Here is a 16,361-nt window from a genome sequence, read left to right as displayed (position 1 = left end):
TATGAGCACTCTCAGCTACGACGCCACCGGCGCTGCCCAGCAGGCGCTTGAACAGCACCTTCCCGGCCTGGTCCAGGACCGGGTTGCCACCCGGATCTTTGCGAAGGACCACACCTTGTGGGGTCCGGATGCCGAATCCGAATCAGCGGTCCGCCTGGGCTGGGTGGAGGCCGCCACGGTTTCACAGCCCCTGGTCAAGGACATCCTGGAACTCCGGGACGCGCTGCGCTCCGAGGGCGTGGACCGGATCGTGCTTTGCGGCATGGGCGGGTCCTCGCTGGCCCCCGAGGTCATCGCGGGCACGGCGGGCGTCGAGCTGACAGTGCTGGACAGCACGGACCCGGACCAGGTCCGTGCCGCCCTCGCCGACCGGCTGGCCCAGACGGCAATTGTGGTGTCGTCCAAGTCAGGCTCCACCCTGGAAACGGACTCCCAGCGCCGGATCTTCGAGCAGGCCTTCACCGAGGCCGGCGTGGACGCCAAGAGCCGGATCATCATCGTGACCGACCCCGGCTCACCGCTGGACAAGGCTTCCCGGGAGGCCGGCTACCGGGCGGTCTTCAACGCCGATCCCAACGTCGGTGGGCGCTACTCGGCCCTGACAGCGTTTGGCCTGGTCCCCTCCGGCCTGGCGGGCGTGGACATCCAGGCTTTCCTGGACGAGGCGGAGGAAGCTGCCGAGATCCTCAACGACGATGCCGCGGACAACATCGGCCTGGCCCTGGGTGCCACCTTGGGTGGAACCAGCCCGCTGCGGAACAAGATCGTCATCGCAGAGGACGGCTCCGGCATCGTTGGATTCGCCGACTGGGCTGAACAGCTCATCGCCGAATCCACCGGCAAGCTCGGCACGGGCATCCTGCCGGTGGTCGCAGGTCCGCAGGCCCCGGAGGTAACATCAGGCGCTCCCGATGTGCTGGTGGTCCGGCTCGTGGCAGCCGATGCCGACATCGAACTCGGCGCGAACCAGGCAGCCATTGCCGGCGGCCTTGCCACCCAGATGATGGTGTGGGAGTTCGCCACCGCCGTTGCGGGCCGGTTGCTGGGGATCAACCCGTTCGACCAGCCCGACGTCGAAGCCGCCAAGGTAGCGGCACGCGGGTTGCTGGATGCCCAGCCGGAACCGACTCCCGCAGCTTTCGTCGACGGCGCCATTGAGGTGCGCGGCGGCGACTGGCTCGGCGACGCAGCAACGGCGGAAGGTGCCGTCAAGGCGCTCCTGGGCACCTTGGCTTCCGACAGCTACCTGAGCGTGCAGGCGTACTTTGACCGGTTGGCTTTCGCCGGACTCGAAGGCATCCGCGACGATCTGGCAGCTGCCACCGGCCGCCCGGTGACCTTCGGCTGGGGCCCGCGGTTCCTGCACTCCACCGGACAGTTCCACAAGGGTGGCCCTGCCATCGGCGTGTTCCTCCAGGTCACTGCCGCCCCGGCTGAGGACCTGGGCATCCCGGACCGGCCGTTCACCTTTGGTGAGCTCATTGCTGCCCAGGCTGCAGGCGATGCCCAGGTCCTGGGTGAGCACGGCCGTCCCGTGCTGCGCCTCCACCTCACCGACCGTGCCGCCGGCGTGGCGCAGCTGCAGGGCGTCGTCACTGCACTGTCCACCCGCGCATCCGCAACCGAAAGCTAAGGCACAAAAGCAACCATGCCAGAAACTGAATACGGCCGGAAAGGCACGGGCCGCGGGCGTAATCCGCTGCGTGATCCGCGTGACCGCCGTTTGAACCGGATCGCCGGTCCGTCCTCGTTGGTACTTTTCGGGGTCACGGGCGACCTTGCCCGCAAGAAGCTCATGCCCGCGGTGTACGACCTCGCCAACCGTGGCCTGTTGCCGCCCAGTTTCGCGTTGGTGGGCTTCGCCCGCCGGGAGTGGGACAAGGAGGACTTCGCCGCCGAGGTGAAGGCCTCGGTGCAGGCCCATGCCCGCACCCCGTTTGATGAGGCGGTGTGGAACCAGCTGTCCGAGGGCATCAGGTTTGTCCAGGGCGAGTTCGACGACGACGCGGCCTTCGAGCGGCTCGGCGAAACGATCAAGGAACTTGACGACGTCCGGGGCACCCGGGGCAACCACGCGTTCTACCTGTCGATCCCGCCGAAAGCGTTCGAGCAGGTCTGCCGTCAGCTCTCCAAGCACGGCCTCGCGCAGGCCGACGGTGACAAGTGGCGCCGCGTGGTGATCGAGAAGCCGTTCGGCCATGACCTGGAATCGGCCCGGCAGCTCAATGACATTGTCGAATCGGTGTTCCCGCCGGACGCTGTGTTCCGGATTGACCATTACCTGGGCAAGGAAACGGTGCAGAACATCCTGGCGCTGCGCTTCGCGAACCAGTTGTTCGAGCCGTTGTGGAACGCCAACTACGTGGACCATGTCCAGATCACCATGGCCGAGGACATCGGTACCGGTGGCCGGGCAGGGTACTACGACGGTGTCGGCGCGGCACGGGACGTGATCCAGAACCACCTGCTGCAGCTGCTCGCGCTGACCGCGATGGAGGAGCCGATCTCGTTCAACGCCGATGACCTGAGGGCGGAGAAGGAAAAAGTCCTGGCAGCGGTCAAGCTTCCGGAGGATTTGTCGACGCACTCGGCGCGGGGCCAGTTCAGCGGAGGCTGGCAGGGCGGCGAGCAGGTCCTGGGCTACCTGGAGGAAGAAGGCATTCCTGCCGATTCGACCACCGAAACCTATGCCGCGGTCAGGGTGGACATCCACACCCGCCGCTGGTCCGGGGTGCCGTTCTACCTGCGCGCGGGCAAGCGCCTGGGCCGGCGCGTCACGGAGATCGCCGTGGTGTTCAAGCGCGCCCCGAACCTGCTGTTCACCGATCACGGTGAGGACGATTTCGGGCAGAACGCGGTGGTGATCCGGGTCCAGCCCGATGAGGGCGTGACGATTCGGTTCGGGTCCAAGGTCCCCGGCACGCAGATGGAAGTCCGGGACGTCACCATGGACTTCGGGTACGGCCACTCGTTCACCGAGTCTTCCCCGGAGGCGTATGAGCGGTTGATCCTGGACGTGCTGCTCGGTGAGCCGCCGCTGTTCCCCCGGCACGAGGAAGTGGAACTGTCCTGGAAGATCCTTGACCCGTTCGAGGAATACTGGGCATCACTGTCCGAACAGCCCGAACCCTACGCCCCCGGTTCCTGGGGCCCGGCCAGCGCTGATGAGCTGCTGGCCCGTGACGGACGAACCTGGAGAAGGCCATGATCGTAAACCTGCCCGACACCACTACCTCGAAAGTCTCCAAGAAGCTCATGGCCCTGCGCGAGCAGGGCGGTGTGATCGCCCTGGGCCGGGTCCTGACCCTCGTCGTGGTAACCAAGTCCGGGCTCGAGGAAGAAGCGATCGAGGCTGCGAACGACGCGTCCCGGGAACACCCGTGCCGGATCATCGTGCTCGCCGACGCCGGGAAGGAGTCCCAGGACAGGCTGGACGCGCAGATCCGGGTTGGCGGGGACGCCGGCGCATCCGAGGTCATCGTGCTGCGCGGCTACGGCCAGCTCGCCCACGAAAGCGAGTCCCTGGTCGCGGCGCTGCTGCTCCCGGACGCACCGATCGTGGCCTGGTGGCCGCACGGCGCCCCCGAGAACGCCTGCGAAACATCCATCGGAGCGATCGCGCACCGCCGGATCACCGACTCCGCGAACGAACCCGACCCGCAGGCTGCCCTGGAACGGATCCACCAAACCTACAAGGCCGGGGACACCGACCTCGCGTGGACACGGCTGACCAACTGGCGCATCCAGCTCGCTGCCGCCCTTGACGAAGTGGACTCTTCGCCGGTGACCGCGGTAGCAGTCGAGGGCGCCTCGGACTCACCGTCCACCATCCTGCTGGCAGCCTGGCTCACCCTGACCCTGGACGCCCCGGTGACCATCGTCGCGGACCCGGCCGGGACCGGCATCCGCCGCGTCCGCCTCAGCCGGCCCGGCGGCGACGTCCAGCTGTTCCGCCCGGGACTTTCCATCGCCGAACTCACCCAGCCGGGCCAACCCGCCCAGCGGATCTCCCTCCCGCGCCGCAGCCTCCGCGACTGCCTCGCCGAGGAACTGCGCCGGCTGGACCCCGACGAAGTATTTGGCGAAGTGATTACTATTGGACTGCCACGTACCAATCTAAGGAGCGTCCGACCCAGTGAGCGTTGACCCACGAGTAAGTATCCATCCTGATTCGTCCGTCCTCATGGCCGCCATAGCGGCACGCCTGATCACCAAGCTCGTTGATGTCCAGGACAAGTACGGAGAAGCCACGGTGGTGCTCACCGGGGGAACCGTGGGAATCGGCACGCTGAAAGCTGTTGCGGACTCCCCGGCAGCGCCTGCCGTCGACTGGTCCAAGGTCAACTTCTGGTGGGGTGACGAACGCTTCGTCGGTTCCGCGGATCCGGAGCGGAACACCAAGCAGGCCTTCGACGCATTGCTCTCGCATATTTCCGTGGACCCGGACCGGGTCCACTCGCCGGGTTCGTCCGATGAGTTTGGCACGCCCGAGGAAGCGGCGGAGGACTATGCACGCCAGCTGCGCGACGCCGCAGCAGCCGAGCACGCGGCTGACATGTCCGATGACAGGCCTGAGGAACCATCCGCACTCCCCCGCCTGGACGTGGTCCTGCTGGGTGTGGGTCCTGACGCCCACATTGCTTCGCTGTTCCCGGAGCAGGCCGGAGTCCGCGAGAAGGAGCGCACCGTGGTGGGTGTGCGGAACTCCCCCAAGCCGCCCCCGCTGCGCATCTCCCTGACCCTGCCTGCCATCAACACGGCAGCAGAGGTCTGGATGGTTGTGGCCGGTGAGGACAAGGCAGGAGCCGTGGGACTCGCCCTGGCCGGGGCCAACCCGGTGCAGGTTCCCGCATCCGGGCCCCGCGGAACCTCCCGCACGTTGTGGCTTATCGACGAAAACGCAGCCTCACGCGTCCCCGAGCAACTGGTCCGGAAGGACGCCGCGGGCGCGTAGCTTCTCCAGCGCTCCGGCCAGGACGTCTTCGGCGTCCTGGCCGGAGCGCCGTTCTTTAACGTAGTCAAGGTGGCTCTTGTAGCCGTCCTCAAACGGATCGTCGGCCGCCGCCTGCCCGTCTCTGGATGCCGGCGAGCCGCATCTCCGGCAGTCCCAGGTTCGGGGAATCTGTTCCTCAGGCATCTTCAGGAACACCGGCTGGGTCTCATGGCCCTTGGCGCACCAATAAGACACACGGATCCGCGGGAGGGAACCCGCCGACACGTCGTTGGACTGCAGGCTCGAACCGGAGCCTGCAACCACCCCGGCCCGGGTGCCCCGAAAGCCTGATGACGGATGGACCATGGAAACTCCTTCCTCGAACCCGTAACCGGAGCCCTGCAGCTTAAACCAAAAAACTGTGGCTGCCGGGTGAACCGACAGCCACAGTTTAGGGTCGGGAGCCGCGTGGCGGGAGTGCCACTGGACCCTATCCAGCGAATTCTTTACGAGTCAGCAGTACCGCTGAACCGCATGATCAGGCCGAGTGCGATGATCACGACGCCCCAGGTCACGCCCAGGATGATGGTGAAGCGGTTCAGGTTGCGTTCTGCCACGCCCGAAGAGCTGAGCCCCGAACTCATGCCGCCACCGAACATATCGGACAGCCCGCCGCCGCGTCCCTTGTGCAGGAGGATCAGCAGCGTCAGCAGGAGGCTGGTGATCCCCAGGAGGATCTGCAGAATGACATGAAGAACGTCCACGACGGCCTTTCGAAAGTTGGAATTGCGGGAGTATGTACCGGTGGCAGGCTAGTCCGTCACCAAGTGGCTCTCGAACCTGACAATATTAGCAAACTCGGCGGGGTCAAGGCTGGCACCGCCCACCAGGACGCCATCGACGTCGCGCTCCTGAAGAATGGCGGCAGCATTGCTGGCCTTGACCGAACCGCCGTAGAGCAGGCGGGTCTTGGCCGCCACGTCAGCGCCGAACAGTTTTTCCAGTTCGGCCCGGATGGCGGCGCACATTTCCTGTGCGTCCTCCGGACCGGCCACCTCGCCGGTGCCAATGGCCCAGACGGGCTCGTAGGCAACCACCAGGTCGGCTGCCTGCTCGTTGGTGAGGCCCGCTACGCCGGCGCGGAGCTGCTGCAGCGTGTGCTCGACGTGGGTCCCGGCCTGGCGGATCTCCAGCCCCTCGCCGACGCAGAGGACCGGGGTAACGCCGTGCTTGAAAGCTGCCTTGACCTTGGCGTTGAGGACGTCATCCGACTCGTTGTGGATGGTGCGGCGTTCGCTGTGGCCCACCAGGACGTACTTGCAGCCAAGCTTGTTCAGGAACTGCCCGGAAATGTCGCCGGTGTACGCCCCCGAATCGAACTGCGAAAGGTCCTGCCCACCGTAGGCGACCTCCAGGTCGTCGCCCTGGACCAGGGTCTGGACGCCGCGGAGGTCGGTGAACGGCGGGAAGACTGCAACCTCGACGCGGCTGTAGTCGTGTTTGGCGTCGGACAGCGTCCAGGCGAGTTTCTGCAGCAGGGTGATGCCCTGCACGTGGTCCATGTTCATTTTCCAGTTGCCCGCGATGAAGGGCTTGCGGTCGAAAGCGCCGTTCGTTGACGTAGTCACGTGATCTCCAAAAGTTCTTGATATGTGTTCGGCCGGCAGGCTGCCGCGGGCAACCTGCCGGCCGGAGGACTGCGAAGTCCGTTACTGCCGGACAGCAGCGGTGGTTCTACCGGTCCAGGACGCTCAGGCCGGGGAGTTCCTTGCCTTCGAGGTATTCCAGGCTGGCGCCGCCACCGGTGGAAATGTGGCCGAACTGGTCATCACTGAATCCCAGGGTGCGCACTGCTGCAGCGGAATCGCCGCCGCCCACTACGGTGAACCCGTCGGTTTCCGTCAGGGCCTGAGCGATGGCGCGGGTGCCTGCAGAGAATGCTTCGAATTCGAAGACACCCATCGGACCGTTCCAGAAGACCGTACGGGCTCCCTTGATCCGCTCGGCGAAGGCCGCAGCGGTATCCGGTCCGATGTCCAGGCCGATGCCCTGGGCACCAAAGCTGCTGCCCTCAATGGCGTCAGCCGGCACTGTCTCGTGCGCGGCGTCGGCCGCGAACTTCTCTGCCACCACCACGTCCGTGGGAACCACGAATTCAGTACCGGCGTCCGCGGCGCGCTTCAGGTAGTCCTGGACCACGGGGATCTGGTCCTTCTCGAGGAGGCTTGAAGCAACCTTGTGGCCCTGTGCGGCCAAGAACGTGAAGAGCATGCCGCCGCCCACCAGGATGGTGTCAGCCTTGCCGATCAGGTTGTCGATGACCGCGAGCTTGTCCGAGACCTTGGAACCGCCCAGAACCACCACGTAGGGGCGCTGCGTGTCGGCGGTCAACTTCCGGAGGACTTCGACCTCGGTGTGCACCAGATCGCCCTGGTACGACGGGAGTCGGGTGGCGACGTCGTAGACGCTGGCGTGCTTGCGGTGGACGGCACCGAAGGCATCGTCCACATAGGCGCCGTTGCTGCCGGTGAGGGCCACCAGTTCGTCAGCGAAGGCACCGCGTTCGGCGTCGTCCTTGCTGGTCTCGCGGGCGTCGAACCGGACGTTCTCCAGGACCAGTACTTCCCCGTCCTGCAAGGACGCGGCAGCTGCCCTGGCGGCGTCGCCGACGGTGTCGGCAGCCAGGGTGGCCTTGAAGCCGGCAAGTTCGGCGAGGCGGTCCACTGCAGGCCGCAGGGAGTATTTGTCCTCCGGGGCCCCCTTGGGGCGTCCGAGGTGGGCTGTTACCAGCACGCGGGCACCGGCGTCCGTGAGCTTTGCCAGCACTGGGAGTGAGGCCTTGATGCGGCCGTCGTCAGTGACTGTAGAGCCGTCGAGCGGCACATTCAGGTCACTTCGAACCAGAATGTACCGCCCGCGGACACCTTCAGCGATCAGTTCGTTGAGGGTGTGTGATGTCATGTGTCTAACCCTAGCCCAGCTTGGCTGCTACAAGCTCCGTGAGGTCGACGAGGCGGTTGGAGTAGCCCCATTCGTTGTCATACCAGGAAACAACCTTGACCTGGTTGCCAATGACCTTGGTCAGGCCGGCGTCGAAGATCGAGGAAGCGGGGTCACCAACGATGTCGGAGGACACGATCGGCTCTTCCGTGTAGGTCAGGAAGCCCTGCAGCTCGTCGGACTCGGAAGCACGCTTGAGGACTGCGTTGACTTCCTCGACGGTGGTTTCGCGGGAGACGGTGACGGTGAGGTCGGTGGCGGAGCCGGTGGGCACGGGAACGCGGATGGCGTAGCCGTCCAGCTTGCCCTTGAGCTCAGGCAGGACCAGGCCAATGGCCTTGGCCGCACCGGTGGAGGTGGGAACCATGTTGATGGCTGCGGCACGTGCACGGCGCAGGTCCTTGTGCGGGCCGTCCTGGAGGTTCTGGTCAGCGGTGTAGGCGTGCACCGTGGTCATGAGCCCGCGCTCGATGCCGAACTCGTCGTTGACCACCTTGGCCAGCGGGCCGAGGCAGTTGGTGGTGCAGGACGCGTTGGAGATGATGTTGTGCTTGGCGTTGTCGTAGAGGTCGTGGTTGACGCCCATCACGATGGTGATGTCCTCGTCCGAGGCGGGTGCGGAGATCAGGACCTTCTTGGCGCCGGCATCGATGTGCTTCTGCGCGTCTGCTGCCTTGGTGAAGAAACCGGTGGATTCGATGACGATGTCAACGCCCAGTTCGCCCCAGGGGAGGTTGGCGGGATCGCGTTCCGCCAGGACCTTGACCACATTGCCGTTGACGACGATGTTGCCGTCCTTGACCTCGATGGTTTCCTTCAGCCGGCCACCGACGGAGTCGTACTTGAAAAGGTGGGCCAGGGCTTCGGGGCTGGTGAGGTCGTTGACGGCAACGATCTCCAGGTCCGCGCCCTGGGCCAGTGTTGCGCGGAAGTAGTTGCGGCCAATGCGGCCGAAGCCGTTGATACCAATACGGGTCGTCACTTTTACAGTCTCCTTGGTGCTTTGAAAAGCACTACTAGTTGAGCGGGCGTTCAAGCCAACTAACAGATCCCGCACGCCATTGGGCAGAGATGATTTACACGGAGGGCGACCAGCCTCATTGCTGAAGGCTAACCGCCTTCCGTGACCTATCTTACGTTTAACTGGGTCCGCCCCCGCAAGTGCGGGGGCGGACGGTCCACATCCCGGCCGGTTTAAGTCGGAATGTGAAGTTTGTTACAGCGGTGTATAACGCCGGTCACTACGGGAGGGTGATGAGTCCCGTGGCGTTGGCGCGTGCTGCCTCGAAGCGCTGGGCGACGTCCGCCCAGTTGACGATGTTCCAGAACGCCTTGACGTAGTCAGCCTTGACGTTGACGTAGTCCAGGTAGAACGCGTGCTCCCACATGTCCAGCATCAGCAGCGGGGTGGTGCCCAGCGCCACGTTGCCCTGCTGGTCGTAGAGCTGCTCGATGACCAGGTTCCCGCCGATGGGTTCGTAGGCCAGGAAGCCCCAGCCCGATCCCTGCAGGCCGAGGGCAGCCGCGGAGAACTGGGCGCGGAAGGCATCGAAGGAGCCGAAGGCGTCGTCGATGGCGGCAGCCAGTTCGCCCTCGGGCTTGTCGCCGCCGTCCGGGGAGAGGTTCTTCCAGAACACCGAGTGGTTGATGTGGCCGCCGGTGTGGAACGCCAAGTCCTTGGAGAGCCGGTTGATGTTGGCGAAGTCGCCCTTTTCACGTGCCTCGGCCAGCTGGGCCAGGGCGTTGTTGGCGCCTGCCACGTAGGTGGCGTGGTGCTTGCTGTGGTGCAGTTCCATGATCCGCGCAGAGATGTGCGGTTCGAGGGCGGCGTAATCGTAGCTGAGTTCCGGCAATACGTACTCGGTCACAAAATCCTCCAATATCGTGGACCAGGAAGGCCCGGTTGGTAACTCTCGGATTGTGCATCCGGGCAGCTGGTGCCCGGAATTATTTCTGATTCTATGGGGCGCCTACTCGTCCAGCATTTCAGGCGTCACATTGGCGTCCGTTCCCGGAATGCCCAGGTCAAGCGCGCGCTTGTCCGCCATGGCCAGCAGACGGCGGATCCTGCCCGCGATCGCATCCTTGGTCATCACGGGGTCGGCCAGCCGGCCCAGCTCGTCAAGGCTTGCCTGCTTGTGCGCCACCCTCAACTCACCGGCGTACTTGAGGTGGTCGGGGACGTCGTCGCCGAGGATTTCCAGGGCGCGTTCGACCCTGGCACCGGCGGCGACGGCTGCCTGCGCGGAGCGGCGGAGGTTGGCGTCGTCAAAGTTGGCGAGCCGGTTGGCGGTGGCCCGGACCTCCTTGCGCATGCGGCGCTCCTCCCACACCATGAGGGCATCGTGGGCGCCCATCCGGGTCAGGAGGGCGGCGATGGTGTCCCCGTCCCGGATCACGACGCGGTCCACTCCCCTGACTTCACGGGCCTTGGCCTGGATATCGAGCCGGCGGGCGGCACCCACCAGGGCCAGTGCCGATTCGGGACCGGGGCAGGTGACCTCCAGCGACGACGACCGGCCGGGTTCGGTGAGTGAACCGTGCGCCAGGAACGCCCCGCGCCACACGGCTTCGGCGTCCGCGGCGGAACCGTTGACGACGGCGGATGGCAACCCGCGCACGGGGCGGCCCCGTCCGTCCAGGAGGCCGGTCTGCCGGGCCAGCGCCTCGCCGTCGCGGACCACCCGGACCACGTAGCGGCTGGCTCGGCGGAGCCCGCCTGCGGAGACCACAATGATCTCGCTCTGGTGTCCGTAGACTTCCGCGATGGCGGCCCGGAGCCGGCGTGCGGTGGACGCCAGGTCCACTTCCGCCTCGATGACGATCCTGCCGGAGATGATGTGCAGTCCCCCGGCGAACCGGAGCATTGCGGAGACCTCAGCCTTGCGCACTGATGACTTCTTGATGTCCAAACGGGACAGTTCTTCTTTGACCGACGCTGTCAGTGCCATGGCACCTTCCTAACTGTTCCCAAAAATGTCCTGGTACGCCGTGGCCAGCCTGAGCGGCTCGTGGACGGGGCGGCGTCCCGACGCCCCTACTTTACCCAAGACAACCTCCGCGCCGATCATGCCGGCGGCCTTCTCGAACTCCTGCCGGTCGGGCACGGACGCAGGATCGGCCAGGACCACGTCCACGCTGAACTCAGGGGCGTAGCGGCGGAGGACGTGGAGGTGGTCGGCCGCGCTCATGCCGGTGGTTTCCTTGGTGTCCGTGGCGAGGTTCATGGTGAGGCAGCGTTTGGCGGGGGTGCTGCACAGTGCCTGGCGCATCTCCGGCAGGAGCAGGTGCGGCAGGACGGAGGTGTACCAGGAGCCGGGGCCAAGGACCACCCAGTCCGCGAGTTCGATTGCCGTCAGGGCTTCAGGGCAGGCGGGCGCGGCGGGGGGCAGGAGCCGGACTTCCTCCAGCGATCCGGCCACTGCGCAGCGGGCCTGGCCGCGGAGGGTCTGCAGGGCTGTGCTCCCGTCCGGGGCGGTGACCCTGACGTCGCCTTCGATGGTCAGCGGGACGGTGGACATGGGCAGGACCTGGCCACGGGCGCCCAGCAGCGCACCGGCCCATTTGAGCCCCGCGACGGCGTCGCCGAGCAGTTCCCACAGCGTAACGATCAGCAGATTGCCCATGGCGTGCTCGTCCAGGGAGCCGCCGGGGCCCTTCCCGGCGCGGAACCGGTGCTGCATGACGTCGCGCCAGGTGCGTCCCCAGTCGGTGTCGTCGCAGAGCGCGGACAACGCCATGCGCAGGTCTCCCGGCGGGAGGACGCCGTACTCTTCGCGCAGGCGCCCGGAGGAGCCGCCGTCGTCCGCTACCGTGACGATTGCCGTGAGCTCGGAGGTGAGCAGGCGCAGTGCCGACAGTGAGGCCGCCAGGCCGTGGCCGCCGCCCAGGGCCACGACGTTGGGGCCCTTGTCCTGCTGGCCCGAGCCCTTACCTGCGGCCGGCGGCACCAGGGGCAGGGCTCCGGTGAACAGTGCCATTACTCGCGGCCCAGATCCCGGTGCGCGGTGGTCACCGTGACCCGCGGATACTGTGCGAGCTTCTTTGAAAGTTCCACTGCGACAGCAACGGAGCGGTGCTTGCCGCCGGTGCAGCCGACGGCGATGGTGGCGTAGTGCTTGTTCTCCCGGCGGTACCCCTCCAGGACCGGCTCCAGGGCGAGGACGTAGCGGTCCACGAAGTTCTTGACGCCTTCGGCCTCCAGGACGTAGTCGCTGACGTCCTTGTCCAGGCCGGTCTGCGGACGGAGCTGCGGCACCCAGTGCGGGTTGGGGATGAACCTGACGTCGGCAACATAGTTGGCATCCACCGGGAGCCCGTACTTGAACCCGAAGCTCATGACGTTGAGCCGCAACGCCACCGGGCCGGTTTCGCTGAACAGTTCCGTGATGGCAGTGGCCAGCCCGTGGACGTTGTAGTTGGAGGTATCGAGGACGACGTCGGAGCTGTCGCGCAGTTCCTGCAGCAGCTCGCGTTCTGCAGCAATGCCGTCCAGGATCCGGCCGCCGCCCTGGAGGGGGTGCGGCCGGCGGCCCTGTTCGAACCGCCGGACCAGGACATTGTCGCTGGCGTCGAGGAACAGGACGCGGAAAGTGACGCCGCTGGCCGCGAGGGCGCCCAGCGCCGCCCGGATGTCCGCGAACAGGCCTTTGCTGCGGACATCGACGACCACTGCCAGCCGGGGAATCGACTGCGGGGCGTGGGAGACAAGCTCGGCGAGCGTGCCAAGCATCTGCGGCGGCAGGTTCTCCACGACATACCAGCCGTGGTCCTCCAGCGCGTCCGCGGCGGTGCTTCGTCCGGCGCCGGACATTCCGGTGACCACCAGCAGTTCCGCTTCGAGCGGCTTGACGGGCTCCAGCCCGTCGTGGCCTGCTCCGGATTCCGCCGTCGTGTCTGCCATGAAGCCTGCCCCGTTTCCTCGTTGTCCTGCCGGGCCCCGCGATGGCAGGTCCCGCCCTTTACCCTAGCTAAGTTTCAATGATTTCGCCGGTCGCCATGTTGATGGCGGGCACGGTCACCGCCTCGGGACCCTCTGCTGCAAAGTGGTTGACGATGGCCCCGGCCAGGGCGGGGCCAATGCCCTTCGCCTCGGCAAGCTCTTCCACGGTGGCCGCCTTCACGCCCTTGACCGATCCGAAGTGTGCCAGCAGGGCTTTGCGCTTGGAGGCGCCCAGGCCTGGAACGGCGTCCAGCGCGGACACCGTCATGGCCTTGCCGCGCTTCTGCCGGTGGAACGTAATGGCGAAGCGGTGTGCCTCGTCACGGATCCGCTGCAGCAGGTACAGGCCCTGTGATGTGCGGGGCAGGATCACAGGGAAGTCGCTGTCGGGAAGCCACACTTCTTCAAGCCGCTTGGCCAGACCCACCACGTACACGTCATCGATGCCCAGGTCCTTCAGGGCGCGGGCGGCGGCGTTGACCTGTGGCTGGCCGCCATCCACCACCACCAAATTGGGCGGGTAGGCGAACTTGGCCTTGGGCGCAGGAGTGGTGGTGTCGAGGGCAGCGGTGTCCGGTGCCGGGTCCTGGCCGTCCGCTGCCAGCACCGATTCGTCCACTTGTGCCGACTTGTCCTGGAGGTAGTGGCGGAACCTGCGGGTCAGGACGTCATGCATGGCGGCAGTGTCATCGGCGGCCGCGGCGCCGGTGATGGAGAACTTGCGGTAGTCGGACTTCTTCGGGAGCCCGTCCTCCACCACCACCATGGAGGCCACCACGTTGGTGCCCTGGACGTGCGAGACGTCGAAACACTCGATCCGGAGCAGGGGAACGGGGAGGTCCAGGGCTTCCTGCAGCTCCTGCAGGGCCTGCGACCTGACGGTGATGTCCCCTGCGCGGCGTGTCTTGTGGAGTTTGAGCGCGTGTTCGGCGTTTTCGCGGACGGTGGACATCAGCGCCGCCTTGTCCCCGCGCTGGGGCACCCGGATGTCCACTTTTGCACCGCGGATCCCGCCCAGCCATTTGGCCAGGTCTTCCGGGTTGCTCGGCGCGACCGGAACCAGGACTTCGCGGGGCAGCCGGCCGTGCGTGTCGCCGTCCTCACCGTAGACCTGCTGCAGCAGGTGCTCCACCAGGTCCGGAGTGGTGAAGTCTTCCACCTTTTCCACCACCCAGCCGCGCTGGCCGCGGATCCTGCCACCGCGGACGTGGAACACCTGGACGGCCGCCTCCAGCTCATCCTCGTGCAGGGCGAAGACGTCGGCGTCGGTGTCCTCGGACAGCACCACGGCATTGCGTTCGAATACCTTCCGCAAGGCGGTGATGTCGTCACGCAGCCGGGCGGCGTGCTCGTAGTCGAGCTTCGCGACGGCGTCTGCCATCTGCTTTTCCAGCTTGTTGATGAATCTCTTGGCTTCACCGCCCATGAAGGAACAGAAATCGTCGGCCAGGGCCCGGTGGTCCTCGGGGCTGATGCGGCCCACGCAGGGTGCTGAGCATTTGTCGATGTATCCCAGCAGGCATGGCCGGCCGCTGGCCTGGGCGCGTTTGAAGACGCCGGCGCTGCAGCTCCGGACGGGGAAGACCCGGAGCAGGGTGTCCATGGTTTCCCGGATGGCACCGGCGGTGTAGGGGCCGAAGTAGCGGGTTCCCTTCCGCTTGTCCCCCCGCATGACCTGCACCCGGGGGTATTTCTCGCTCATGGTCACGGCAAGGTAGGGATAGGTCTTGTCGTCCCGGAACACCACGTTGAAGCGCGGCTTGAATTCCTTGATCCACGTGTATTCGAGCTGCAGCGACTCGAGCTCGCTGCCCACCACGGTCCACTCCACGCTGCTGGCCGCATGGACCATCGCATAGGTTTTCGGCAGCAGCCCGGCCGGATTGGCGAAGTACGAGTTCAGCCGGGACCGGAGGCTTTTGGCCTTGCCCACGTAGATAACCCGGCCGTGCGGATCACGGAACCGGTACACGCCCGGGTTGGTGGGGATTTCACCAGTCTTGGGCCGGTAACTTGCTGGATTTGCCACCTATCAAGTCTACTGAGTCCAGTCGGGTGTCCTTGCCGGCCGGCGCATCCGTACCGGCCGGGCAGCCCCGGAGCGCCGGACTACTCTGCTGACTTGCTCTGGTTGTAGCTGGCGGACCTCTCCTGGCCGCTGAGGGCGGCGATCGCGTCCATGATGCGGTCCGTCACTTCGCGGCGGGCCGGCAGTGAGTGGTCCGGTCCCGTCTTGTCGAAGTACAGCGGCTCCCCCACCTTCATGGTGAAGTGCTGGGGCCGGACGCCCTTTTCGCCGGCGCGCTGGAGCTTCTCGGTCCCGATCAGGCCGACGGGAATCACGGGTGCCCCGGTGGTGAGCGCGAGCCAGCCGACACCGGTGCGGCCACGGTACAGGATGCCGTCCCGGGAACGGGTCCCTTCCGGGTAGATACCGATGCCACGGCCGGACTCGAGGATGTCCAGCAGGGTTTTGAGCGCCTGGACGCTGGCGGCCTGTTCACCGCGCTCCACGGGAATGGAGCCCACGGACTCGAAGAAGGCTTTCATGACCCTGCCCTTGACTCCGCCCGTAGTGAAGTATTCGGCCTTGGCGAAGAATGCCACGGGGCGGGGCATCAGCGCCTGGACAATCACGCTGTCGAAGAAGGACAGGTGGTTGGGCGCCACGATGAAGGGGCCGTCGGACGGGACGTTTTCGAGTCCGACGACGGTGGGCCGGCAGGTGCCGCCGATCAGGTTGCGCGTGGTCCAGCGGACGGCATCAAACATTTCCATCGTTACTCACCCCGCTCATGGCCGCGGTGTGGACAGCCTGGAGCCGCTCAATGACGGCCACCAGCTCATCCCCCGTGCTGACGACGGCGACGGATCCGGCTTCCTCCAGCTCCCGGTCCGGGGCAAATCCCCAGACAACGCCAATGCAGTCAAGCCCGTTGGCGATCGCTCCGGCCACGTCTTGGGCGCGGTCGCCCACCATGATGGCGTGCTGCGTATCAAGGTCGCGCAGGGCGGCGGCGATGATCTGGGTCTTGCCCAGCGGAACGCCTTCCATTGCCGTTTCGTCATCAGCCGAGCCATGGATGCCGTGGAAGAAGCCGTCGATGCCGTGGTGCGCCAGCACCTTGCGCGCCAGCCGCTGGGGCTTTTGGGTTGCCACCGCCACGGGCCGGCCTGCCTCCGCAAAAGACTCGAGGATCCCGCGGATGCCCGGGTACAGCCTGCTCTGGGCGATGCCCTTGGCGACGTAGTGCTCGCGGTAGAGCCGGACAACCTCTTCAAGGTGTTCGGCCGGGACGTTGGCCACGTTAAGCAGGGAGTCGCTCAACTTGGGGCCGATCATTGCATCGAGCAGGTCCTGGCCGGGAACCGGGAGCCCCAGCCCGCGGAGGGCTGAGGCAATCCCCTCGGTTATTCCACCGGCGGGATCGACAAGAGTGCCGTCCAGGTCAAAGATCACGGGCACTGTTGTTGAAGTCACCGGGC

16 protein-coding genes are annotated in these 16,361 nt (G+C 66.1%); 4 read left to right on the top strand and 12 right to left on the bottom strand.

Annotation, left to right across the window (positions count from 1 at the left end; translation table 11 throughout):
* The first annotated feature begins 1 nt into the window (after nt 1).
* The 4 genes from AC1DIP_RS13175 to pgl are packed head-to-tail and all read left to right on the top strand — an operon-like array spanning nt 2 to nt 4,954.
* The gene (locus AC1DIP_RS13175; protein WP_477734014.1) at nt 2-1,633 is read left to right on the top strand and encodes a glucose-6-phosphate isomerase; all 1,632 of its coding nucleotides are present in this window, start codon (nt 2-4) and stop codon (nt 1,631-1,633) included.
* 15 nt (nt 1,634-1,648) lie between these two features.
* Entirely contained in the window at nt 1,649-3,208 is a 1,560-nt protein-coding gene (gene zwf, locus AC1DIP_RS13170) for a glucose-6-phosphate dehydrogenase (RefSeq protein ID WP_477734013.1), read from the top strand.
* Nucleotides 3,205-4,146, top strand: a complete 942-nt coding sequence (locus AC1DIP_RS13165; RefSeq protein ID WP_476210992.1) for a glucose-6-phosphate dehydrogenase assembly protein OpcA — start codon at nt 3,205-3,207, stop codon at nt 4,144-4,146. The genes zwf and AC1DIP_RS13165 overlap by 4 nt, the downstream gene beginning before the upstream one ends.
* Nucleotides 4,136-4,954, top strand: coding sequence for a 6-phosphogluconolactonase (gene pgl, locus AC1DIP_RS13160; protein WP_477734012.1), 819 nt, complete (start codon nt 4,136-4,138; stop codon nt 4,952-4,954). The genes AC1DIP_RS13165 and pgl overlap by 11 nt, the downstream gene beginning before the upstream one ends.
* On the opposite strand, the gene AC1DIP_RS13155 is transcribed toward pgl, so the two are convergent.
* From AC1DIP_RS13155 to AC1DIP_RS13100, 12 genes are all read right to left on the bottom strand, one after another.
* Nucleotides 4,907-5,299, bottom strand: coding sequence for an RNA polymerase-binding protein RbpA (locus AC1DIP_RS13155; RefSeq protein ID WP_477734011.1), 393 nt, complete (start codon nt 5,297-5,299; stop codon nt 4,907-4,909). The genes pgl and AC1DIP_RS13155 overlap by 48 nt on opposite strands.
* A 140-nt stretch (nt 5,300-5,439) precedes the next feature.
* Complete coding sequence (secG, locus tag AC1DIP_RS13150) at nt 5,440-5,697, bottom strand: preprotein translocase subunit SecG (RefSeq protein ID WP_306904099.1); 258 nt, start codon at nt 5,695-5,697, stop codon at nt 5,440-5,442.
* Between the two features lie 48 nt (nt 5,698-5,745).
* The gene (tpiA, locus tag AC1DIP_RS13145; RefSeq protein ID WP_476210987.1) at nt 5,746-6,561 is read right to left on the bottom strand and encodes a triose-phosphate isomerase; all 816 of its coding nucleotides are present in this window, start codon (nt 6,559-6,561) and stop codon (nt 5,746-5,748) included.
* 106 nt (nt 6,562-6,667) lie between these two features.
* Complete coding sequence (locus AC1DIP_RS13140) at nt 6,668-7,894, bottom strand: phosphoglycerate kinase (protein ID WP_477734010.1); 1,227 nt, start codon at nt 7,892-7,894, stop codon at nt 6,668-6,670.
* A gap of 10 nt (nt 7,895-7,904) precedes the next feature.
* Nucleotides 7,905-8,915 carry a type I glyceraldehyde-3-phosphate dehydrogenase gene (gap, locus tag AC1DIP_RS13135; protein ID WP_477734009.1) on the bottom strand — a complete coding sequence of 337 codons (1,011 nt, stop codon included), beginning with the start codon at nt 8,913-8,915 and terminating at the stop codon, nt 7,905-7,907.
* Nucleotides 8,916-9,174: 259 nt separating this feature from the next.
* Nucleotides 9,175-9,801 (bottom strand): superoxide dismutase, encoded by a 627-nt coding sequence (locus AC1DIP_RS13130; protein WP_141181542.1) that lies wholly within the window; start codon nt 9,799-9,801, stop codon nt 9,175-9,177.
* A 102-nt stretch (nt 9,802-9,903) separates the two neighbouring features.
* Nucleotides 9,904-10,884, bottom strand: a complete 981-nt coding sequence (gene whiA / locus AC1DIP_RS13125; protein WP_043454785.1) for a DNA-binding protein WhiA — start codon at nt 10,882-10,884, stop codon at nt 9,904-9,906.
* A 9-nt stretch (nt 10,885-10,893) separates the two neighbouring features.
* Nucleotides 10,894-11,913: a gluconeogenesis factor YvcK family protein gene (locus AC1DIP_RS13120; protein ID WP_477734008.1), complete on the bottom strand. Its 1,020-nt coding sequence runs from the start codon at nt 11,911-11,913 to the stop codon at nt 10,894-10,896.
* Entirely contained in the window at nt 11,913-12,836 is a 924-nt protein-coding gene (rapZ, locus tag AC1DIP_RS13115; RefSeq protein WP_477734007.1) for an RNase adapter RapZ, read from the bottom strand. The genes AC1DIP_RS13120 and rapZ overlap by 1 nt, the downstream gene beginning before the upstream one ends.
* A 67-nt stretch (nt 12,837-12,903) precedes the next feature.
* Nucleotides 12,904-14,904: an excinuclease ABC subunit UvrC gene (gene uvrC / locus AC1DIP_RS13110; protein WP_477734006.1), complete on the bottom strand. Its 2,001-nt coding sequence runs from the start codon at nt 14,902-14,904 to the stop codon at nt 12,904-12,906.
* Between the two features lie 80 nt (nt 14,905-14,984).
* The gene (locus tag AC1DIP_RS13105) at nt 14,985-15,653 is read right to left on the bottom strand and encodes a 1-acyl-sn-glycerol-3-phosphate acyltransferase (RefSeq protein ID WP_476210975.1); all 669 of its coding nucleotides are present in this window, start codon (nt 15,651-15,653) and stop codon (nt 14,985-14,987) included.
* On the bottom strand, nt 15,640-16,356 hold the full coding sequence (locus AC1DIP_RS13100; RefSeq protein WP_477734005.1) for an HAD hydrolase-like protein: 717 nt from the start codon (nt 16,354-16,356) through the stop codon (nt 15,640-15,642). Before AC1DIP_RS13100 ends, AC1DIP_RS13105 begins: the two co-directional genes overlap by 14 nt.
* Nucleotides 16,357-16,361 lie beyond the last annotated feature (5 nt).

The sequence above is a fragment of the Pseudarthrobacter sp. 05T312 genome (assembly GCF_056396685.1).
Note: the sequence above shows the minus strand (reverse complement) of the source record. Positions and strands in the feature narration are given on the sequence as shown.